This is a genomic window from Streptomyces sp. NPDC054849, assembly GCF_053610945.1.
In genome coordinates, this window is sequence record NZ_JBSGZI010000041.1 from 42738 (window position 1) to 62720 (window position 19983).

20 protein-coding genes and 1 pseudogene are annotated in these 19983 nt (G+C 69.1%); 10 read left to right on the forward strand and 11 right to left on the reverse strand.

The annotated features are described in order from the left end of the window. Window positions 1-59: 59 nt before the first annotated feature. Complete coding sequence (locus tag ACWGIF_RS19550) at window positions 60-989, forward strand: AraC family transcriptional regulator (protein WP_453498949.1); 930 nt, start codon at window positions 60-62, stop codon at window positions 987-989. Window positions 990-1210: 221 nt separating this feature from the next. Here the strand turns inward: ACWGIF_RS19550 and ACWGIF_RS19555 are convergent, their stop codons facing one another. The 4 genes from ACWGIF_RS19555 to ACWGIF_RS19570 all read right to left on the reverse strand — a co-directional run bounded on the left by ACWGIF_RS19555 (window position 1211) and on the right by ACWGIF_RS19570 (window position 3847). Then, window positions 1211-1612 carry a hypothetical protein gene (locus ACWGIF_RS19555; RefSeq protein WP_453498951.1) on the reverse strand — a complete coding sequence of 134 codons (402 nt, stop codon included), beginning with the start codon at window positions 1610-1612 and terminating at the stop codon, window positions 1211-1213. Then, on the reverse strand, window positions 1605-2408 hold the full coding sequence (locus tag ACWGIF_RS19560) for a heavy metal-binding domain-containing protein (protein WP_453498953.1): 804 nt from the start codon (window positions 2406-2408) through the stop codon (window positions 1605-1607). The genes ACWGIF_RS19555 and ACWGIF_RS19560 overlap by 8 nt, the downstream gene beginning before the upstream one ends. Window positions 2409-2469: 61 nt before the next feature. After that, complete coding sequence (locus tag ACWGIF_RS19565; RefSeq protein ID WP_453498955.1) at window positions 2470-3318, reverse strand: heavy metal-binding domain-containing protein; 849 nt, start codon at window positions 3316-3318, stop codon at window positions 2470-2472. A 397-nt stretch (window positions 3319-3715) separates the two neighbouring features. After that, the gene (locus tag ACWGIF_RS19570) at window positions 3716-3847 is read right to left on the reverse strand and encodes a hypothetical protein (RefSeq protein ID WP_453498957.1); all 132 of its coding nucleotides are present in this window, start codon (window positions 3845-3847) and stop codon (window positions 3716-3718) included. A 238-nt stretch (window positions 3848-4085) separates the two neighbouring features. Between ACWGIF_RS19570 and ACWGIF_RS19575 the strand changes: the two genes are divergently transcribed. Together ACWGIF_RS19575 and ACWGIF_RS19580 are read left to right on the forward strand one after the other, a co-directional pair. Beyond that, the gene (locus ACWGIF_RS19575) at window positions 4086-4496 is read left to right on the forward strand and encodes a PIN domain-containing protein (RefSeq protein ID WP_453498959.1); all 411 of its coding nucleotides are present in this window, start codon (window positions 4086-4088) and stop codon (window positions 4494-4496) included. A gap of 138 nt (window positions 4497-4634) precedes the next feature. After that, window positions 4635-4913: a hypothetical protein gene (locus ACWGIF_RS19580; protein ID WP_453498961.1), complete on the forward strand. Its 279-nt coding sequence runs from the start codon at window positions 4635-4637 to the stop codon at window positions 4911-4913. A 61-nt stretch (window positions 4914-4974) separates the two neighbouring features. On the opposite strand, the gene ACWGIF_RS19585 is transcribed toward ACWGIF_RS19580, so the two are convergent. Then, complete coding sequence (locus tag ACWGIF_RS19585; protein WP_453498963.1) at window positions 4975-5655, reverse strand: HEAT repeat domain-containing protein; 681 nt, start codon at window positions 5653-5655, stop codon at window positions 4975-4977. A 502-nt stretch (window positions 5656-6157) separates the two neighbouring features. After that, window positions 6158-6916, reverse strand: a complete 759-nt coding sequence (locus tag ACWGIF_RS19590) for a hypothetical protein (RefSeq protein WP_453498965.1) — start codon at window positions 6914-6916, stop codon at window positions 6158-6160. Window positions 6917-9265: 2349 nt separating this feature from the next. Here ACWGIF_RS19590 and ACWGIF_RS19595 point away from each other — a divergent pair. Next, window positions 9266-9484, forward strand: a complete 219-nt coding sequence (locus ACWGIF_RS19595; RefSeq protein WP_453498967.1) for a hypothetical protein — start codon at window positions 9266-9268, stop codon at window positions 9482-9484. Between the two features lie 405 nt (window positions 9485-9889). Here the strand turns inward: ACWGIF_RS19595 and ACWGIF_RS19600 are convergent, their stop codons facing one another. Then, on the reverse strand, window positions 9890-10135 hold the full coding sequence (locus ACWGIF_RS19600; RefSeq protein WP_453498969.1) for a DUF2283 domain-containing protein: 246 nt from the start codon (window positions 10133-10135) through the stop codon (window positions 9890-9892). A 69-nt stretch (window positions 10136-10204) separates the two neighbouring features. Continuing rightward, a pseudogene (locus ACWGIF_RS19605) lies at window positions 10205-10356 on the reverse strand (IS5/IS1182 family transposase); the annotation flags it as partial. 232 nt (window positions 10357-10588) lie between these two features. On the opposite strand from ACWGIF_RS19605, the gene ACWGIF_RS19610 reads away from it, so the two are divergent. Together ACWGIF_RS19610 and ACWGIF_RS19615 are read left to right on the forward strand one after the other, a co-directional pair. Then, window positions 10589-10858, forward strand: coding sequence for a hypothetical protein (locus ACWGIF_RS19610; RefSeq protein ID WP_453498971.1), 270 nt, complete (start codon window positions 10589-10591; stop codon window positions 10856-10858). 233 nt (window positions 10859-11091) lie between these two features. Beyond that, on the forward strand, window positions 11092-11310 hold the full coding sequence (locus tag ACWGIF_RS19615) for a hypothetical protein (protein WP_362628075.1): 219 nt from the start codon (window positions 11092-11094) through the stop codon (window positions 11308-11310). A 358-nt stretch (window positions 11311-11668) separates the two neighbouring features. On the opposite strand, the gene ACWGIF_RS19620 is transcribed toward ACWGIF_RS19615, so the two are convergent. Next, window positions 11669-11941 (reverse strand): hypothetical protein, encoded by a 273-nt coding sequence (locus ACWGIF_RS19620; protein ID WP_453498973.1) that lies wholly within the window; start codon window positions 11939-11941, stop codon window positions 11669-11671. A gap of 397 nt (window positions 11942-12338) precedes the next feature. On the opposite strand from ACWGIF_RS19620, the gene ACWGIF_RS19625 reads away from it, so the two are divergent. Further along, entirely contained in the window at window positions 12339-12671 is a 333-nt protein-coding gene (locus tag ACWGIF_RS19625) for a hypothetical protein (protein ID WP_453498975.1), read from the forward strand. A gap of 119 nt (window positions 12672-12790) precedes the next feature. Here the strand turns inward: ACWGIF_RS19625 and ACWGIF_RS19630 are convergent, their stop codons facing one another. Continuing rightward, the gene (locus tag ACWGIF_RS19630; protein WP_453498977.1) at window positions 12791-13168 is read right to left on the reverse strand and encodes a hypothetical protein; all 378 of its coding nucleotides are present in this window, start codon (window positions 13166-13168) and stop codon (window positions 12791-12793) included. A 1468-nt stretch (window positions 13169-14636) separates the two neighbouring features. Then, window positions 14637-16457: a transporter substrate-binding domain-containing protein gene (locus tag ACWGIF_RS19635; protein ID WP_453498979.1), complete on the reverse strand. Its 1821-nt coding sequence runs from the start codon at window positions 16455-16457 to the stop codon at window positions 14637-14639. A gap of 204 nt (window positions 16458-16661) precedes the next feature. Here ACWGIF_RS19635 and ACWGIF_RS19640 point away from each other — a divergent pair, with 204 nt between their 5' ends. The 3 genes from ACWGIF_RS19640 to ACWGIF_RS19650 all read left to right on the forward strand — a co-directional run bounded on the left by ACWGIF_RS19640 (window position 16662) and on the right by ACWGIF_RS19650 (window position 19839). Further along, on the forward strand, window positions 16662-16808 hold the full coding sequence (locus ACWGIF_RS19640) for a hypothetical protein (protein ID WP_453498981.1): 147 nt from the start codon (window positions 16662-16664) through the stop codon (window positions 16806-16808). Between the two features lie 950 nt (window positions 16809-17758). Next, complete coding sequence (locus tag ACWGIF_RS19645) at window positions 17759-18427, forward strand: restriction endonuclease (RefSeq protein WP_453498983.1); 669 nt, start codon at window positions 17759-17761, stop codon at window positions 18425-18427. Window positions 18428-18609: 182 nt separating this feature from the next. Next, window positions 18610-19839 (forward strand): PP2C family protein-serine/threonine phosphatase, encoded by a 1230-nt coding sequence (locus ACWGIF_RS19650; RefSeq protein ID WP_453498985.1) that lies wholly within the window; start codon window positions 18610-18612, stop codon window positions 19837-19839. The last annotated feature ends 144 nt before the right edge of the window (window positions 19840-19983 follow it).

The following is a 19983-nucleotide window of genomic DNA, read 5'->3' on the forward strand; positions in this document are numbered from 1 at the left end:
CCGTAGATGATCCATGGGAGAAACTCTCCGGGACATAGGAGATCGTCTACGATTGCGCTGTGGATCCTCTGAGTTCACTGCTGAGCGGCATCCGGGCCGAAGGCTCGGTCGTCAGCCATGCCGTCCTGACGGCGCCCTGGAGTATCACCTTCGCCGACGCCGCTCCGCTCACCATGGTCAGCGTGCTGCGCGGTGGCGGCACGCTGCTGCTGTCCGACGGCACCGAGCGGGCGATCGGCGCGGGCGACACGGCCATCGTCCGGGGCCCCGCACGGTTCCGCCTCACGGACGAGCCTGCCACTGTCCACCGCCCCCACACCGCGTACGAGATCAACTGCTTCACCGCGGACGCCGCGTGCACCGGCCAGGAACTCGACGGCATCCACTGGGGCACCGGCCCGGAGGGAGCGACCGCGCTGATCGTGGGCGCCTACCGCGCCTCTGGGCACCGCCACGAACGGCTCCTGCGCGCCCTGCCGCCCGTCCTGGTCATCACCGAGGACGCCGAGGTCTGCGCCTGGCTGGAGAACTCCGCCGCCGACGCCGCCCGGCTCTCCGCCGGTTCGCAGGCGCTGATGGACCGGCTCCTCGACTGGGCTCTGGTCTGCACGCTGCGCACCTGGTTCGACCGGGCGGGCGCCGACGCGCCCGGCTGGTACCGCGGCCTCGCCGATCCGGTCCTCGCCCCCGCCCTGCACGCCTTCCACGGGCGGCCTGCCGAGAGCTGGACGGTCGCGTCGCTGGCCGCTCAAGCGGGCGTCTCCCGGGCACTGTTCGCCCGGCGCTTCACCGAGCTGATGGGCCGTCCGCCCCTCACCTACCTCACCGAGTGCCGCATGGACGACGCCGAGGCACTCCTGGCCGACACCGACCTCAGCATCGCCCAGATCGCCAAGACCGTCGGCTACGCCGACGCCTTCGGCTTCAGCACCGCCTTCAAACGCCACAAGGGCCTCAGCCCCAGCACGTTCCGCACCACGGCGGCGTGAGTCACGGCACGTGGCCGCAAAGACACCGGCCCCACGCTCCGGACCGCAGAACGACACCGAAACGTCGTGCCGGAGCTCGGGGGGTCTGTTGTCGGGGTCCGGCCCTGCCTGCCCTGGTCGTTGTGCCCCCGCCAGCAGTCGCTCGACTCGGCAGCACCCGATTGTGGCCCCGGGAGCCTCCTCCCCGGCCCGGCTCGGCTGACGGGGCGAGCTGGCGAAGGTCAGGCCAGGAAGCGCTCGAGGGCCTCGCGGGCTCGGGCGTTCGAGGCGGCGACGCCGGCCAGGGACCGGGCCAGGGTGTCGATCCACTCGTCCAGGCCCACCGGGCGCCGTGAGAGCACGATGCCCCGGACCTCGTGGCAGACCTCCCCCGTCACCCGCCCCCGGTCCATCCGCAGAGAAAGCCGCTGCTCACCGAGTGCCACGTCCAGTTCGGCGACCGAACCCTCCCGCCCGGCCACCCGGTCGGCGACGGAACGCCTGCGCGTGACCCGCATGGCGCCGGGCGGCAGCGAGTCCGCCAGGCTCGCCAACAGCACGTTGGCGTAGAGGTCCAGGTCCGCGCTGTCCCGGCGCAGCGCCGCGGCCAGCAGTTCCACTTCCATCTCAGGCATCTCAGGCATCGAGGCTCAGCACCATGGTCGGCCGGTCGATGACGTGGTCGTCGCGGAGCGGACGCACCGCCGTCCCGATCGCGAAGAACTCGGTGGTGTGCGACCCCCAGGAATGAGAGTGCTGCTGCAACTGCACCGCCACGATCCCCTCGGCCTCCAGGGCGTTCCCCTCCGCCTGCATGCGGCTCATCGCCAGCCCGCGCGCGTCGTAGAGCGCCTGGGTGAACGGCTCGATCTCGACGTTGCGGCCCGCGTTGCCGAGTACTTGGCCGAACCGCTGGTGTGCCACGTGGTAGACGCACGAGCCCATGACCATGTCCAGTGGCGCGTATCCAGCCCGGACCAATGTCCAGAAGTCCTGGCCGGACAGGTTCGAGGTGAACGGCTTGCCCTTGTTGTTGAGCCAGGTCCCGCCCGGTCCGGGGTCGGCGCCGTCCCCCTTCACGGCCGTCCCGATCGCGATGAACTCGGCTATGTCCGAGCCGAACTCCTTGAATTCGATGTCCAGGCGCACCCCCACGATCCCGTCCGCCCCCAGGGCGCTCGCCTCCGCCTCCATGCGGTTCATCGCCAGCTCGCGCGCGTCGTACATGGCCTGTGACAGCTTGGTCAGCTCTTGGTTCTTCGACCACCGGCCGAACTGGATGCCGACGTGGTAGACGGAGGTGCCGAGGACCAGGCCGAGGGGCCGGAAACCGACCTCGCGCACCAGGAGGAACTCGTTCACCGTCAGGTCCGAGGTGAAGAGCGAGCCCTTCTCGCCCGGTTGTAGCTGCGCGAGGCGCCGCATCGCGTCCTCGGCCACGCCCTCCGCAGCCGGCCCTGCGGTACCCCCAGCAGGCCCCTGCCCCGTTCGCTCCGTCATGTCAGCGCTCGCGCTCCAGTCTCATGATGGTCAGTGTCCCGGGCCCGGCGGGCCGCTCGGAGCGGCGGTACCGGGCGATCGTGGTGCCGACGAAGACCGCCTCCGCCGTGAGGTCGCGCGCGCCTTCGATTCCGGGGCATTCGCTCTCACTCACCGTCAGCTCCGGTCCCTCCACCACCACCCCGTCGCCACCGTGCTTCACGGCCTCGAGGGCCAGTCGTCCCCGGGCGTCCTGGCGGGCGTGGTGGAGCAGCCGGGTGTACGCGGGGACTTCCTGGTTCTCGGCGGTCCAGGCTTTTCGGCGGGAGGTACGCCAGTCGTCGTGCCGGGTCGCGAGGGCGATGCCGAAGGCGAGTCCGGTGGGAACCCATCCGCGGTCCATGAGCTTGGCGAAGTCCTGGCCGCTGAGGTGCGAGGTGAAGGGAAGGCGCGGTCTGATGCGCGAACGGGCCCGGACCGCTGTGCCCCACGCGGTGAACTCCAGACCCCCCGCGGGGAACTTGCCGACCCGCAGCGTCACCCCCACGATCCCGTCACCGCCGAGCGTGCGGCACTCGGCCACCACGCGGGTAAGGGCCAGCGTCCGCGCCGCGTACATCGACTGCACCGTTTGCGAGGAGGACGACACCCGCATCGAGGAGGACCATTCCGCGCCGCAGGTGCCCGCCCATTGGCCCGGGCTGTTCCAAGGGGACCGGTTGAAGACGGTCGTGCCGAACACCTGTCCGACCGGATCGAACCCGACGCCCCTGACCGCGGCGAACTCCTCGGACGACAGCGTCGAGTTCCAGGTGCCACCGACCCCCGGCGGACCGGTGTCCCGTCCGTGCGCCATCGGCTCCCGTGCCATCGACCTCTCGACTCACTACTGACTGGATGGATCACCTCGCCCGGTTGGCAGCGTATGTCATCGAACGGATCAGCGGAATGGCGACCAAGGGCTCCGCCGCCCTATCCCGCCCCGGAACACGGGAACCCAAGTGCAGGACCGCCCTGCGGGCCCTCGGGGGCCGTCCCGATTGCCCCACGTCAACACGGGCACGGTGGCTCACCCCCGCCCGCCCCGTTGCCACGGGGCCTGCCACCCGCCGCCCGCCCCACAGGCACGCGGTCACGCCCGGCAGTCCGCGCGGACGTGTGCATTCCGCAGGGGCCGCCGCCCTCCGCGGGCCTTGCGGCTTCTCGGTGGCCAGGCCGTCGAGCCGGCGGACGAGTTCGGTGAGGAGCCCGGTGAGCTCCGGGGGGAGTTAGACGGCCGCGTCTCGGATCACCGACAGGTGCGCGTCGTAGTCCGCGAGCGGCCCGGACAGGTCGACGTCCGCCTCGTACAGCGGCGTGTCCTTGAGGAGGGTGGTCCAGGCGAGGGGGTACTCGGCCATGGCCCGCCAGCCGCAGGTCGGCTGATCCGCACACGGACACACCAGACACTGCTGGACGGGGTCGGCCACCTGGCTGGCAGCGATAAGCAGAGGCTGGTGAACGGGCTGGTCAGCCTGGAGATCGAGCAGCGTATCGCCGCCCTCGGCGACGCAATCGACGCGCTCCAGGACCAGATGGCGAGGTGGCCGAGCGGGATCTCGCTCCTCTTACCGGACACCAGCTTCTACATCCAGCACGATGCGAAGCTCCTGGACGTCGACTTTTGCGGCGCTCGCCGCGATCACCGGCCCGGTCCGCGTGCTGTTCCCCATGGTCGTCGTGGACGAACTGGACCGACTGAAGGAGTCCAAGGACCGACAGACGCGATGGCGCGCCGGCTACACCCTCGCCGTCCTCGACAAACACCTCGACGACGACGCGGGCGCGCCGCACGCGGTCGAGGTCCTGCTCGACCCGCCTGGGCACACCCGCCTGCCCCTCCCCGACGACGAGAACATCGACCGGGCGCTCTCCGCCCGCGCCATCGCGGCTGGCCCGGTCCGGCTCGTCACCTACGACACGGGCCAGGCCATACGGGCCAAGACGGCCGACATGCCGGTCCTGAAGCTGCGCACCGACGCGGGCACAGGCGAGGAGCCGAACAAGTAAGGGCGCCGACACCTGCTTGCCCCAACTTGTTTAAGCGCGATAGCCGGCCCTTGAGGACGCCAGTTAGCCTCTGAGCGTGACAGTTGACCCGTTGTGCATCCCGGTTGGCAGCAGGACTCCGTTGGGCTCGCAGGGTTTTTGACCAGCGAGAACGGCGCGCCGACGTCACGGCCCGGTTCTGTTCGCGAGGCACTGCGCTCTGATCTGCCCGCCGCCCACATGGGCTTCGGCGTGACCGTCATCGCCTTGATCGTGGTCGCCAGTTTCTCCGGCCCTCGATGGACCTTGATCATTACTGGCGCCTTCACGGCCTGGTTCCTTCTTGCGCTGGCAGTGATTCACATCGGCAGCGGCCGCGGCTGGGACGCCGTCCGACGGGCTTACATCGCCACGTTCGGCTGGGGCAACTGGATCTGAACGTCCTTCGCTGCCCACTGCGGGCAGCGAGCCGGGGTGCGCTGGTGGCTTGCTCTCGCCGTCAGTGGCGCGGGCACCAGGGGTCGTCGCATTCCGCAGGGTCGGGCTGTTCGGGGTGGAGCATCTTTCGGATGCAGCGCTGCAGTCCCTTCTGGCCGGATTCGCCAGCGATGGCCATCCAGGGCAGGTCGTCCATGGCGTGGGCGCGCTTGTCGGTGGCGAGGCGGTCGACGGCGGCGCCCAGGTGGTCGGGGGCGGGTTCGTCGGTGAGGCAGAGCCAGCCGACCGCGGCGGCCAGCCGGACCTCGGGCTCCTGCGCCGGGTCCTGCCATTGCTCTCGCATCCACGCGGTGGTCGGCGGGTGGGGGTGGGCGCGGGTGGCTTCGGCGGTGGCGAGGACCAGGGCGGCACGGACGATCGGGTCCTGCTGGGAGGCGAGACGGGTGCGGAAGGCGGCACGGACGGTCCGGTCGGGGTCGGTGGCCAGTGCGTAGGCGGCGTGGATGCGGATCGCCGGGTCGGGGTCGCCGAGTAGGGGCTGCAGGAGGGCGGTGTCGGCGGTGATCGCGATCCGGGCGCCAGCGACCGACCAGCCCGCCGGGTAGCCGGTCACCTCGACACCGTAGTCGTCGTAGAGGTCGTCGTACTGGGTGTCGGCCCGGTGGAGCAGCAGTTCGCGGCGCGAGGCGACGCCGAAGTAGCGGGCGCGGGCCGGGGAGGAAACCTCGGCGAGCGTCGGCACGGTACGGGTGGCGGGTGTCGGCGGCGATCCGGATCAGGAACGGCACGGCGAGCACGGCGGCGGCCCGCATGTTGTTGGCGCACATTCCGCTCACCTCGCCCGTTCCGGTGCGAACGGGCGAGGTGCCGGTGTGCAGCAGGTGAATGGCCTCCCTGACATGATCCCCCAGCGGGAAGTGCCCCCAGGGGACTTCGTCGAGAAGGAATCCGTCCTTGGCCTCGGGCCGGATGTCGGCCACCACCGCCCTCACATCGAACGGCCCGCCCACGAACGAGGACAGTTCCGCCCCGTCCGCCAACGCCCGACACATCGCGAACGTCGGATCGGTCCGCCACTCGCTCACGTCACACCACCCCACCACCGAGTCCAATCGGAGTCGATCATGCCCTGACCGACTGCGCTTGCGCCGCGGGCGGACATGAGGCAGGCCTTCCTGAGACAGGCCGTGCGGACAGGTGAGCATCAGGCCCGCCTGTTCGAAGCCGGACGTTAAACGACAAGCTTAGGTCTGGGACTCTTCGCCGTGCTGCTGGCCCTCGATGGCGGGCGCTGTTGTTTGTTCGCGGCGAAGCCGTGCCTGGTCCATCCGCCCGCGCATCTGACGTGAGCGGTGTTGAGCTTCCTCTCTTATGGCCGCGGCATTGCTCTCCTTGTAGCTGGCGGCCAGGCCCTTGAGTTGGTCCCGGATGCTGCTCAGCTTGTCCTCCACGCCCTTCAGGGGGCCGTGCACCAGCAGCATTTCGGCGTACGTGCCGAAGTCGACCACGTACTCCATCTCCTCCATCGGCCCGTACGGCCCTTCGCAGCGGACGGTGAAGGTGTACGTCGTGGGCAGGGCGGTGTTCTGGAAGCGCTCCTGTTCGTCGAGGAGAAACTGCAGTCGGCGTCCTGGCTGGAGCAGGGGGAACGTGCGAGAGAAGGCTCGCCTCAGCATCTCGGTCAGGTCCTCGCCCCAGCCCGATTCGAGCGGGGGGTCCACGGAGATCCGCACATTGCGGGCGATCGTGGAACCGATGTTCTCAACGACGACCACGAGGACACCCGACATGGAGTCTCCAGGCTGGATGTCGACAACGACGTACGGCTCGTTCTGTTCTCGATGCACCACTTCCGCATGCTCAAGTTGCTGCCGTGCGACCGCGACCTGTTCTTCCGCGGCCTTGACCTGACGGTTCGCATGCCTGGCCTGCCGCATGCTGACGCCGGCAGCCATGAGGGCCACAACCATGGAACCGACAGCGATCCAATCCCCTGCATCCATGACGGGGAACCTAGCGCGTAAATCTGACAAGGCGCCGGGCAGATAGGCATGGTGCGTTCCATCATGTGTTCGAATTCTCTTCCTAGCGACCCGCCCGGGCCCGCGACCCCGCTCCGCCGTACGGCCTCGTCCGCCAGGCCGTCGCGCCGCGTGCGGGTCACGCTGACGCAGGGGCCGGGCGAGCGAGGGAGGTCCGCGGTGGTGCTCAGGCCGCCAGTGGAGCCGACAGGGAGCTTGTCTTCTTCCGTACAGGCTTCGATAGGCCGATTTGCTGATATTGGGATGAACCTACTCAAGCAGCCTCCTTGGTGTGCCGATGTGGCCTGGGGAGCTGGTGCTGCTTCCAGGCCATCAGCCGGCTCAGTGTTGCAAGGGAGCTATGTATGAGTCGTCAGCGCAGGACGAAGTGGGCCCTGGGCCCTGTGCACGGGCGGGGGCGGTGGGCTGCCCGCGGGGCCATGGCTTCTTTGGCCCTTGTACTTTCCGGGATCGCCGGTCCCATGGTCACGGCGGCACAGGCAAGCACGCACACCGCCAGCGCGGGAGAAGCCGCGGACCCGATCGACAAGGATTGCAGGCCGTACCACGGGGGCCCCGGGGCCGACTCGGAGGCATCCGGGCGGGACGGGCTGTTCGACCACGACCGGTGCAAGCGGGGACCGACCGGACCGACGGGGGCTACCGGCGCCACAGGGCCTACCGGTGCCACGGGTGAGGTCGGACCGGCGGGGCCTACCGGTGCCACGGGTGAGGTCGGACCGGCGGGGCCTACCGGTGCCACGGGTGAGGTCGGACCGGCAGGACCGACCGGCGCCACCGGTGAGGTCGGACCGGCGGGGCCTACCGGTGCCACGGGTGAGGTCGGACCGGCAGGACCGACCGGCGCCACGGGTGAGGTCGGACCGGCAGGACCGACCGGCGCCACCGGTGAGGTCGGACCGGCAGGACCGACCGGCGCCACCGGTGAGGTCGGACCGGCAGGACCCACCGGCGCCACCGGTGAGGTCGGACCGGCAGGACCCACCGGCGCCACGGGCGCTACCGGCGCCCCCGGCGCCACCGGCGCAGGCCTTGAAACCACCTTCGAAGTTGAAGGAGACGCAGTCTCCGGGACCGTGGCCACTGCGACCGCCACATGCCCGGCCGGAAGCCGCCTCACAGGTGGCGGGTGGGAGGTCCTGGCCTGGAGTACGGGGAGCGAGAACTACGTTGTGCGTAGTAACCAGAGGCAGGGCACGACAGGCGACACATGGGCGGTAGAGATCCGCCTCCCCACAGGGGGGACCGTCACCTTCCGAGCTGTCGCGGAGTGCGCCGGCTGACCCGTGTGCGGGACCCTCTGGCGGCTTCTGGGGGTGTTTACCCCCGGAGGTTGTGGACGGGTGATGCAGGCTTCGGCTGGGGCATCGTGAACGGGTGAGGGCCTTCCGGGTGGCCGCTCGGGCCGCCGCTGACGTCGCCCTCGACAACCCGGGCGCGGTGGCCAGGCTGCTGTACAGCCTGCGGAAGGTCGGGGCGGGCGAGCAGGTCACGGCCCTGCTCGCCCGTGACCCCGCCGCTGGCGTCACCCTCAACAGCCCGGCTGGGGTGGCCAGGCTGATCGACAGCCTGCGGATGGTCGGGGCGGACGAGCAGATCGCCGGTCGCGCCCCGGAGGCTGCCGAGTGCGGGCACCGTGGCGGGGCCGGCCCGAGGTTAAATCCAGAGATAAGAGAAGCGGGAATCAGGGGCGGCACTCCCGGACGCGAGCACTCTGTCCGGGTGCGGCTGACACCTGCATCAGCGCGTCAACGGCAGGCCTCGCCCGGAAGTAGGGTGCAATGGCAACTGTGGGGAGCAGCCTTCGCACGGCTGCTCCCGGTCTCGTGGTGCTGTCGACCGCGGGTTGGTCCGGCTGCCGTCACACGTCGCCGGTCACTGCCCCGGTCGACAGCATCCAGCCCGGTGGTCTTCCCCCGGTCGCCCTGCCTGACGAGCTGTAGGTGCCCCTCGGAGGAGACGTGTTCAGGGGTCGGTCCGCGCAGGCCCAGCACGGGCGGAGGGGCGGCAGCGTAGCGGGGCCGGTGCCCAGCAGCGGCGCGCGATCATCCGCACAGTCTCGCGGATCACCGGTGCGCGTGTGTGAGGCCGGCTCTGTCGGGGTAGGCCTCAAGGGCATCGAAAGGTAGGACGACAGTGCACGATTCACCCCTGAGCTAAGCAAGGCCTCTGCCCTAGCCAGGGACACCCATGTCTTTTTGTGGGCCCGTTGCCGGCTGGTGGCGGGCCTTCGTGCTGTGCGTGGGCCTGGAGAGTCGGGTCCGTCGACGCCAGCACACGGCGGACCCTCGAGGCCGAGGGGGAACCTCTTTGTCCGCCAACGAACAGCAGGAGCCCGCGCAGCCCCAGCCGGCTTCGCAGGGCATGGACCCGGTGCAGACGCTGCTCCTGGTTCTCGTGATCGTCATCGTTCTGGCTGGTACGGGCTACGTGTGCGTCGTCCACCCGTCGTTGACCGCCCCGATCGGGGCAGTGGCCACCGTGGGGGCAGCACTGGCCGCAGCGTTCGCCCTCATCCGCCGGAGGTGACGTTCTCCCGGCCGAGCCGGGAACCCAGCAACTGCGAAGGCCGCGCACCCATCGGGTGCGCGGCCCTCCGCATGCTGTCCTCAAATGCTGGTCCGCCCAGTACGGCGATGGAACGATGTGATAGGCGACCTCGAAGACGGCCGCATCAGGGTCTACGTAGTGACGGGCGAACCCGAGAACGGCCTGGTCGCCGTTGCCGGCGGTCAGGCGGAAGGTGCGGCCGGACTTCCTGAAGTCGGCTGCCTTCATCACTGGGGCGACATGCTGCTTGACCAGCAGGTCCAGCGATGTCATAGATGCCCTCCTTGTTCTGCGTTCACGTTCCCCAGACTTCATCGACGTCAGGGAGCCTTTCCATCCTGCTGCAAGGCGCACCGCAGTGCCGCGAACGCGGTGCTCTACTGATCATGCACCTTCGGTATCCAGCCGCTCCGCGGTCTGGAGCAGGTACTCGGGCAGTTTTGAACTGGCCGCCAACACCTCGATGCCGATGAGGCGGCCCTGCTCGTCGAAGTCGAGGTTGATCATGCCGTCGACGCCCACTGGATCGCAGGGATACATGCGCGCGGATTTCACGCGGGCCTGCGGTTCGGTGAGGTATACGTACGCTGCGTTCACGGTCTTGTCGTAGGTGACTCTGACGTCTGTCACGGTGAGCGGTCTTCCTTGCTTTCGTTAATGGTGGCGCTGTCCTTGTCCATGCCTCCGGCCACAGCGACCTCAGGCTGCCGTGGCAAGGTGCAAGGCCGGACGGCCTTGACCATGTCGGTGATGCGGGCAGTGCTGCAACGGAGTTTGCGCAGGAGCCGCCAACTCTTCAGGGTGGCGTTGGCCTGCTCTCCGACGGCTCGGATCCTGGCGTGGGAGGAGTTCCACCGCCGCGGCCCAAGCTGCACGCGGTCGACTGACCGCACGATCGGGTGGCCCGCGCGCAAACGGGCCCTGGCCGCTTGGTGGTTCCGCGAGGATGCGGGCATGCCCATCACCACCGGCGTGAACGCCCAGGCCGCACTGGTCGATTATCCCGAGGGGCGATCCCCCACCTGCTCCTGGAGGACCCGCAACGGCAGGTGACGGTGTCGGGGGCCGACACCGTCACCTCATTTGTCTCCTCCGCGCTCGGCGCCGGACTCCACCTGGCCGCCACGGAACAGCATCCTGTCCGTCCCTGCGGCTGAGGGGTGGCAGGTCCGCCTGTCGAAGGGCCTGCTGAGCGCGCACTCACCCCGTCTGAGCGCGCCGTTCCTGCACCCGCTGCGTCTGACGCTGCCGCCCGGATGGCGCCGGGCGGCCCAGAAGCTGGGCTGCGTCCTCATCTTCGCGGGCGACGACCTGGGGCTGTCGCCGAACGCCGCCGCGGTGCCCGGCCCATGATCAATCTCTCCGATAACCACGGTTCGATTGATCCCCGACGCCGTACCGGCAGCGCTCAGCCCCGGGCTCTCCGGTCAGCGGACTCCCCGGGCGCGCCAAGGCCTGTAGGCGTTCGGCCCAGCACCCTGCCACTCCCCCAGAATCACCCGATTGGACTAGTCACGCACGCCACAGACACCCCGCGCAGTCATCCTGGGAAGGCCCAAACGGGCTAACCCCGAGAGGAGTAAGGCATGCGCGTTCGACGACTACTCGGCCTGGCTCTCGCAACCCTGGCCTTCGCAGGAATGAGCGCCACCGGGTCCTTCGCGGCCGAGGCGGCCACACCCCAGGTTTCCTCGGCGGACTGCAAGTACGGCGGCGGAAATCCGGTGAAACACAGCAGCGGCTACTGGTACTGCCAGGGCGGCACGTACTCCGGCCAGCGGATCTACGACAGCAGCGGCTACTGACCACACGCGAGCCCGGGTCATCGGCCCACTGCCGGCGACCCGAGGCGGCGCCCGTGTTGTCGGCGGCCTGCTCCTCGGTCATGTGAGCATGAGCCGCATCCGGATGGCGCCCGCGAACTCTTGTCCGGGAGGCCCTTGTCCTGGGAGCAGACCCTTGTCCTGGACAGCCACTCGCTAGTCATCGTCCTTGACCTCAGGGTTGGTACCAGGTAGGCCCCAAGGCGAGTTGAGGTCACCAACTTGAACAGCACCAGGGCCCGCAGTCCGGCCGCATCGTGATGGGGATGGAAGAACCGGGTCATCCGCGGCCCGGCCTGGGCAGCCACCCCGCCGGCACACTAGCGGGGGCGGCCGGACGTCAGTGCCGGGGCTTGGCCGTGACGAGACGGATCCACTGCCCGAGGGCGTCAGCCCCGGCGGCGTCCCGGGTGGGATGCCGGTGCGGGTCGGAGGAGCGCGTCAGCTGGGTGGCCCAGCCCTGCCAACCCCTGCGCCGGCCGGCCTGGTACGCGGGCTCGACGTGCCCGAGGATGCTGCCGTCAGCGGCCACCACGTCCCAGCTGTAGGTCGCGCGGTCCCGGCTGACCAGTGTGGCCCCCGCCGCTACCGCGTTGGCCTGCTTCGCCGACATGTGCCGTGGCCACTGCACAGCCACCGGTGAAGAGCGCGCGCGACTCCGCAGGACCGTTGCGTGACGGACTTGCGGCGGATGCAGCGGCCGGCGCAACCGCGGGTTCGACAGGCTCTACCGGTTCCTTACGTGACGACTGCGCTTCGGCGAGAATCGCGCCGGCGAGCTTGTCCGCCCGGTGGCGGATCATGAAAGCGAATCCTCGGCAGTCGCCCGGGGCAGCCCGAGAACCTCCGAGCTGTCCCAGCGGGACGCCGCCCGGCTCGCGGCGATACCGACCGCCTCGGCCAGGTCCAGCCACAGGGGGCGCAGAGAGGCCGCAAGCTCCGCTCCCCCGTCCTCCCCCAAAATCCGTCGTCCGCGGCCGCGTCACCTCCGCTCGCGGTGAGGTGACGTCGTGAACGCCGACGTCGAGGTCGTCGACCGCAGGCTGACGGGCCCCGAGCTGCTGAACGCGGCGGCCGCCGAAGTGACGTCCTGGCCGTTGATTTCCCCGTCCCGGGCCCGCCAGGTGAAGTGGGTGGTCGGCGAGTACACCCGCGCCCTGGCCCACGCCGAGCACCCGCTCGCCGACGACGCCGGCATCCGCGAGGTCTTCGCCGCCGAGCCGGTCGACGTCTACCTGCGCCTGGCCCGCACCGGGCAGCTGCGCGTACGCAAGGCCGCCGACCCGTCCCGGGGGTCGGACAACTCCGAGCAGACCCGCCTGGAGTCCTCAAGCTGCTGGTGACGGCGTGCGGCGCCGAGGAGTTCGCCGAGCTCCCGCCGCAGCCGGACCCGCCGAGCAAATCGCCCGTCGCCAAGCGGCCCCGCTCCCTGCTCCGCACGCAGCTGACCGACCTCGCCGACTCACCCGACGCGACCACCGGACAGCCCCATCCCGTCCTCCAGCGGCAGGGAGGCGATGATGAGGTCGCACCCTTGCTGGTCGAGCTCGCGCAAGAATCCACACAAGCCGTGCGCGTAGGGGTGAGCTGGTACTCGGTTGTTCCCTCGCGCGGGCCGGGTACGCGGGCCCAGGCGACGGCATGGATTTCCAGGTGCGGGGGCCTGCCGGGCGGCTGCCGCGGGGGCTTCCAGGGCGGCCGAGGGCGTGTCCCCCGTGCAGAGCAGGGCGCCGAACGCGCTGACCGTGACGTCCGCTTCGCGCAGGGCGAGGGAGCCCGCGGTCTTGGTGGCGTGGTGCAGGGTGGTGATCGGGTTCATTCCGAACGAGAGGCCGACCATTGCCCGCGATCCAGGTGCGTTGCGGGGGCCGGCCGGGTGGCAGGGAGGGCCGCGGGCCCAGGGTCTCTTGAACGGTGCTGGGAGTGGTGTTCGTCATGGCTCGGACGGTAGGGCTGTGCCAGCCCGAGGTGGGCACGCACTGTGTGCGTGCCTTGTAAGGGACAGAGCGACCGATTCAGGTACGGGGTGGGCGGGAACTGGATCGGCTCTTTCCCGGACCACCGCAGCGGCCGCCCAACCTGGCTGCGGGACTTCGGTGATGAGCACCACGCGCCGCCCTCTCGGGCACGGACCGGTTCACCTCGACGACGACCAGGCGGTCCGCGCCCGCCCGTGGCCGGACACCGCCGAGCGGGCCGCCGAGGAGATTGCCCCGCAGACGGCCGCTGACCGGCCCCCATGCGGCGTGCTCTGCTTCCAACCATGTGGGGCACTGAGACGATGGCACACTATGGGACAAAATGGGCAGACCTGGGAGCGGCAACCACCGCGCCATGTGCCACAACGACGCCACAGGCGTTCAGGTTGGACTGTATGGGCGGGCCTGGCCATTGCCACGGCAGTTCTGGGCAGCATGCTCGCCCTCTTCACCGCGTTTTCGCATAGGCAGCAGATCGACCGCGTACATCTACAACAACGGCAACCCGCACCGTCGCCCACATCTACAACCGCACAACCGTCACCAGCCCCCTCAAAGACCCCACCCACGTCGCAGCCGTCAGCAAGTGTTCCGATCGCCGTTCCCGGCGGGCCGCCGGTCACCATCGTCGTCACTCTCGCGCAACCGAGCACAGCCTCCGAGAGCCCGGACGGACCGTCCTGGATCACCGCGCTCGGAACAGCCCTAACCCCGCTTGCGGTCGCGGGAATCACGTACTTCCTGGGCCGCCGGGCAGGCGGAGCCTCGGCCGCAGCGGCGGATGGCCCGACCACATCCATTCCGGAAACAGGCGTGGAGTAGTTGGCATGGGGAAGCCCTCGGAGTCTGGGGGAGGCTCTGAGGGCCGGGAGTACGCGGCCCCCAGGAGGGCGGGGGAGTTGAGGTCAGCGCCGACCGCGCCATCGACCGCGGCGGCGTCTACCGCGACCCGCTCCGGTTCCAGCGGCTGCGCCTGGACGTGGGGCTCGAGGACGTATCCGGCTTCGGCGAAGGGTCGGCGGCGGCCGCCGGCTGACCGGGCTCAGGCCGAGTGCAGTGGCGTTTCGCCGGTGAACCGGCGTGCTCGGGCGGGTGAACGAGGCTGTGCACGCGGCCGCGTCATGCTTGCAGCTGTGCCACGGCCTGCTCCAGACGTGCGGCCGCAGCCTCCACCTCAAGACGCGAAGGGCCAGCATCTCCGTCGGAGCCAAACCGGGGCCGTCGGCACGAACGGAACATCTGGTGACACGCGCCATGCTCGACGACCTGCTTCTGCGCCCGCCTGGCCGCCATCCGAGGAATGCGCTACAGGCCCCGGTCGCTGTTGGCTCAGGGTGTGGTGCAGGAGGAGGATCGGTTCATGTCGCCCTCCGAGGGGGCGAAGGCGTTCCATGTGGTGGGGAAGGCTTTGACCACGCTCCCGAGGTTGGTCTGGAAGTTCGCCGCCCACTGAGAGCGCGCGTATTCCTGCAGGGCGCGATACACCTTCTTGCACGAACTATCAGGCGTTCCCTGAGGGAGAGCGACGGCGTAGAGGCCGGCAGGCTGCCCGTCTGTCACCGCCGGTGCCACCTCGACATCGTCGTACTTCTCGGTATAGCCGAAGAGGTCCACCTGAGCGTCGACGACAGCCTCCACATCGTGGCGGCGAAGAGCCGTGACGCATTCTTTGAGCCCGGGGAGCGTCTGAACCAGCGCGCCATTGTCTTTGAGCAGCTGTATCTGAGTGTCGGAGTCCGTGCGCGTGCAGACCCTTCGGCCGGCCAGGTCCTTGAAGGAGGAGATGCTCTTGTCGCCCTTTCTAACGACAGCACCGTGGTAGCTCCGCAAGTAGGGGCCAACAAAGGCAACTTCCTTCTTCCGGACGTCGGTGATCTCGACATGGGCGATGACCATGTCCACCTTCCCCTGCCGCAGTGCCTGCACACGCTTGTACGCGGTCAGCGCCACGAACTGAACGCTGCTGCTCCCGAAGCCGAGGTGCTGAGCGAGCCATGTGCCTACCGATGTTTCAAAGCCTCGCAAGGTGCCATTGCTCATATCGCCCAGTCCAGGGGAGTCGATCGAAACGCCGATGGTCAGACGATCGCCGTTACGCCCGTTCAGGGGATCGCGCACTGAGGCCGTTGAGGATGGGGGGTCCCAGCCGAGCGACATTCCCAGCGCTGCCACAAGGGCTAGGCACACCGCGACGACGGCAGTGTGGTGCGGCGGGGGAGCGCTGGGTAGCGCGTTGTCCACCACAGTCCTGGACCGCCGGACCGTTGCGCCCGGCCGCTGGGCAGCCCCGTCCGTGGTGCCGTCCGGGGGCAGCAAGGGCTCTGGATCACCGGGTTCGATGAGCTCACCGACGATGCTGGGCGGAGCCTTCAGGGAGGCGTCGGGCTCCAGGTTCGCCAGTTCGACAAGGTCTGCAACTTCCTCGTCGGCTGCGGGAGCTTCGCCAACGATGGCCGCAAGCCTCTCGTCCAATGCTTCCATCACCACCTCCGGTGCAGGAAGAAGGGCGACGGGCGCGGTGGTGGGCAGGTCCGGCACCCAGATCTGCTCGATGGTCTGTTGCAGCCGCGCGATTTCCTCCCTGGCCGCGATCATCTCCTTGGCCAGGGCCTCCTGAGCCTGCTCCGCTGTGTATCGGCGGGCCTGCGCCCTCGCCAGTTCCTGGGCAATCCGCTCCGAACGTCGCTGGGCCTCGCCAAGCTGTAGCTTCAGACCCGCGCGCTCACGGTCCGTGGCCAGTCGCAGCTGCGCCTTCGTGGAATCGATCAGCGCCCCCATAAGGGCGCCCATATCCCGCAGCGTGCTCACTGTCGCGTTCGCCTTTGAGGCCGCCAGTTCGGCCCGGAACCGGCCTTCCGTCGCCTGGGCGAGCCGCTCGTGGAGGCGGACCAGCGCCGACTCGCCAGCCTCGTCCTCAGGGCGCCGGGACTCTTCGTCGGCGGCTTTCCAGAGCCGGTTCGCCTCACGCATGTGGGAAGTGAGCCGGCGGCTGTCCGCTCCACTCACGGCTCTCACCAGGGCGCCGAGCGTTCTCTGCGGGATGATCGCCGAGCCGTTCATGTACTTCGCCCAGGTCGCCCGGCTGGGCTGCCCCATGAGCTCGTGTACTTCTTGGGTGGAACGCGGACGGGTGATGCGGACGATGAACACCGCGAGCTCCCTGGCGTTCGGACGCTGGACGAACCTCCTCTGCCGCGCCATCCGCACTCTCCCAGTTGTCCAGCCCAGACCAGCCATGTCCAGGCATCCCGCCACGTTGACCAGGTTCGACGCCTCGTCAGACGCTGGACACATCACATCAGGTCACACAGTCGGACCGGACCCGATTCCCCACATCCCGCTCCGGAGCCGAACATGATCTGGATCGTCCTGCGCGACTTCCTCCTCAACGACGTACTCGGCAATTTCACTGCAGCCGCCCTCTTCACCGCCGCCGCGTGGTCCGTACGGAAGGTCGGCGCAGTCTGTAGCGCACGTCGCAACCAGAACTCCGCTGAGTAGGCGGACCCAGCTGCTGCCATCTAGTCGATGCCGGTGGGGCCCGACCAGTGCGACGAGCCCATCCCTCTGTTTCCGGTCGACGCTCTGCCCGCAGGGATGACCGATGGTCCGATGCCATGTCGATCACTCACACGGTCACGCCCTCGTCCCTGCCGCGGGATGGCACGAATGGGCGACTCGTCACCCTGCTGACCGGTCGTCCTCGCGCACCCAGGAACCGTCAAGCCACGATGAAGCCGCCCACGCCGATCGGCAAATCGATCAGGTCGACCCCGCGTGTGCGGTGGTCCTGCAGCCCGGCGCCGTTCACAGGCCCTATCCCCGTCCGATCCCACACCCTCGGGAGTCCTGCCCATGCTTGTCGACTGCATCGGCTGCTCGGGAGCGGCTCCGGCGCAAACAGCGGCGTGTGCGCCTGCTGCTTTTCGCCATTCGCCATCACGGTATCCCTATGGGGAGGGCACGTCGTTGTTGCAGGTAGGAAGCACACGGTTGCCGATACTGGCGAGGATGCGGCGAGCTGGACGGAGGCACGCGAAAGCTGTCCTGGTCGGTCCGCCGAGGTCAATGGCCCGTACTGCCAGTCCCACGGGCAACCAGACCGTGCGAGGCGGCTGGCTTGATGGCGATCTGGCTCGGTTCGAACCCATGATGATCCATCAATTTCTGTCAGTGCCCGCTGCTACACCAATTTGAGGTGACGGCCGCAACCGCGGCTCGCCGACGGGAGGAGACACCATGTCGAAGGTACCGGACGGGTTTCACCGAGTACGCGCCCACATTCGCCGCAACCCCACACAGCGGAGCACGAAGCGGATGAGCGGCTGGATGATCGCCGGCCTCGGGGCCGGCGTCTGGTTATGGGGGCAGGTGTTCGGGTTCGGCGAGGCTGCCACCACAGCACCCCCCGCACAACCGCAGCCGGCCGCCTCCACCCCCGCCGCCCGCTGATGGGACGCAAGCGGTCACGCCTTCGACGCCCACGCGGCGCGCCTGAGGTCCTTTCGGCCGCGGTCGTGGCGCTGGCCGTCCTCGTCCTGGCCGTTCGGAGGGCTGCCGCAGCCGTCAAAGCACTCCAAGACGCGTGGCCGATACTGCTGGCCCTCATCCTGCTGGCCGGAGCCATAGGAGTCTGGCGAGTCGCACGAACCGTACGCGGTCGGCGGCGTGACGCCGAGCGGCTGGCCACACTGCGCATCACCCTGGCCGAGGTCGACGCCATGGACGCCCGGGAGTTCGAATACGCCCTACAGGACTTACTGGTCCGAGACGGCTGGCTGGCACGCCGTGTAGGCGGTGGCGGCGATCAGGCGGCCGACGTCATCAGCGACCACACACACCGCGGTCGGATCGTCGTGCAGGCCAAGCACACACGGGTTGGTGGGAAGGTGGGGTCGTCGGTGATGCACGCGGTGAAGGGGACGGCAGGCCCTGCCCACCGTGCCAACCACGCCGTCGTCGTTACCAACGGCTCCTTCACCCGGGACGCTATGGCCTGGGGTGACAGACACAGCGTCCACTGGGTCGATCGGGACCGGCTCCGGCGCTGGGCGGAGAACGGCACCGCATTGCACGAGCTTCTCGGGCTCCGCGTGGGCGGGACGAAGGCACGCCGGTAAGGGTCGACGGGGAAGACCCGGGAGCAGGTGCTGGAAGCATTCGGCGTGGTCAGTTCGGACTGTGGGCTGCCGTGGGCCGACATGCCGCGCTTGGCGTAATGAGCTACTCAAGCGGGCTTCCGAGGCCAGGTTGTGCAAAGGCGTGACCGGGGTGGTGGCAGGAAGGATCGGCGAAGCGGGCTATGGGTGAGGAGATCGAGGAGGACCGGTCGGAGGGTTTCGGTGAGCGGCTGCTTGGTCTGCTGCTGGATCGGGCGCGGCTGCTGCCGCCGCAACTGATCGCGCCGCTGATCGCGGAGGAGGTGGGCAGGGTCGGAGGTCGTGATGTCTCCATCCTGCTCCAGGACTACGCGCAGGAGCTGCTGGTGCCGCTGCCGGGCAGGAAATTGCACGTCGGCCAGCCCGAATCGGTGATCGGCTCCCACGCCGGCCGGGCTTTTCTGCGCGGTGAGGTCGTCGAAGTGCCGCAGGCCCGTGGTGGCGTACGGATGTATCTGCCGCTGCTGGACGGCGGCGACACGGTGGGCGTGATGGCCCTCACCCTGGATGCCGTCGGCGGCGACGACCGGCGGCTGCTGAGCCGGCTCTCCTGCCTGGTGGCCGATCTGCTGGTCACCAAGAACGCCTACACCGACCTGTTCTTCCAGGCTCGGCGCCGGGAGCCGATGAGTGTGTCCGCGGAGATCCAGTGGACCCTGCTGCCGCCGCTGTCGATGGCCGTGCCACAGGTCGAGGTGGCCGGCATCCTGGAGCCCGCCTACCGCGTTGCCGGCTACAGCTTCGACTACGCCCTCAACGACAACATCCTGCACGCCGCCGTGATCGACGCGATGGGCCACGGCGTGGAAGCCGCCACGATGGCGACCGTGGCCATCGGCGCCTACCGGCACGCCCGCCGGGTGTTCATCAGCCTGGCCGAGAAGTACGCGTTCATGGACGATGCCATCTCCCGGCAGTTCGGCCCCGACCGCTTCGTCACGGCGCAGTTGATGCACATCAACGTCGCCACCGGTGCGATGGAGCTGGTCAACGCCGGCCACCCCGCGCCGCTGCTGATCCGCGACGGCCAGGTCGTTCAGCAGCTGGAGAGCGCGACGACGCTGCCCGTCGGTTTCGGCGGTGAGGAGCCCCGGATCAGAGAGCACACGCTCCAGCAAGGCGACCGCGTGCTGTGCTACACCGACGGCATCATCGAGGAGCACGTCGCCGGCGGGGAGCTGTTCGGCGAGGAACGCCTCATTGACTGTGTCAACCGCCTGGGGGAGCAGCCCTCGCAAGGGCTGCGGGCGGATCTGCGCCGGCTGTCCCACATGCTGAAGAGCGAACGGGGCGGGCATACCAGCGACGACGCCACCCTTTTCATGATCGAGTGGCGCGGGGGCGCCGCCGACCACCTCGCAATTTTTGACTGAACGCCCCGCGATGGAGTGGCACCCCGGAGGCGCGATCAGACGGACAGCCGCTTAGGGGTCCTAACAAAGGCGTTGGACGTGGCGGTGGGTGATGAGGCAGGTGGCGAGGCCGAGGAAGGCCTCGTGGATGTCGTCGCGTCGTTC

Coding starts and splice junctions, on each gene's coding strand:
- ACWGIF_RS19565 (WP_453498955.1), bottom strand. CDS start 3,318: ATGGCACGGGAGCCGATGGCGCACGGACGGGACACCGGTCCGCCGGGG.
- ACWGIF_RS19640 (WP_453498981.1), top strand. CDS start 16,662: ATGATCTGGATCGTCCTGCGCGACTTCCTCCTCAACGACGTACTCGGC.
- ACWGIF_RS19630 (WP_453498977.1), bottom strand. CDS start 13,168: ATGGTCGGCCTCTCGTTCGGAATGAACCCGATCACCACCCTGCACCAC.
- ACWGIF_RS19620 (WP_453498973.1), bottom strand. CDS start 11,941: ATGTCGGCGAAGCAGGCCAACGCGGTAGCGGCGGGGGCCACACTGGTC.
- ACWGIF_RS19590 (WP_453498965.1), bottom strand. CDS start 6,916: ATGGATGCAGGGGATTGGATCGCTGTCGGTTCCATGGTTGTGGCCCTC.
- ACWGIF_RS19650 (WP_453498985.1), top strand. CDS start 18,610: ATGGGTGAGGAGATCGAGGAGGACCGGTCGGAGGGTTTCGGTGAGCGG.
- ACWGIF_RS19570 (WP_453498957.1), bottom strand. CDS start 3,847: ATGGCCGAGTACCCCCTCGCCTGGACCACCCTCCTCAAGGACACGCCG.
- ACWGIF_RS19575 (WP_453498959.1), top strand. CDS start 4,086: ATGCGAAGCTCCTGGACGTCGACTTTTGCGGCGCTCGCCGCGATCACC.
- ACWGIF_RS19615 (WP_362628075.1), top strand. CDS start 11,092: ATGCGCGTTCGACGACTACTCGGCCTGGCTCTCGCAACCCTGGCCTTC.
- ACWGIF_RS19645 (WP_453498983.1), top strand. CDS start 17,759: ATGGGACGCAAGCGGTCACGCCTTCGACGCCCACGCGGCGCGCCTGAG.
- ACWGIF_RS19555 (WP_453498951.1), bottom strand. CDS start 1,612: ATGCCTGAGATGCCTGAGATGGAAGTGGAACTGCTGGCCGCGGCGCTG.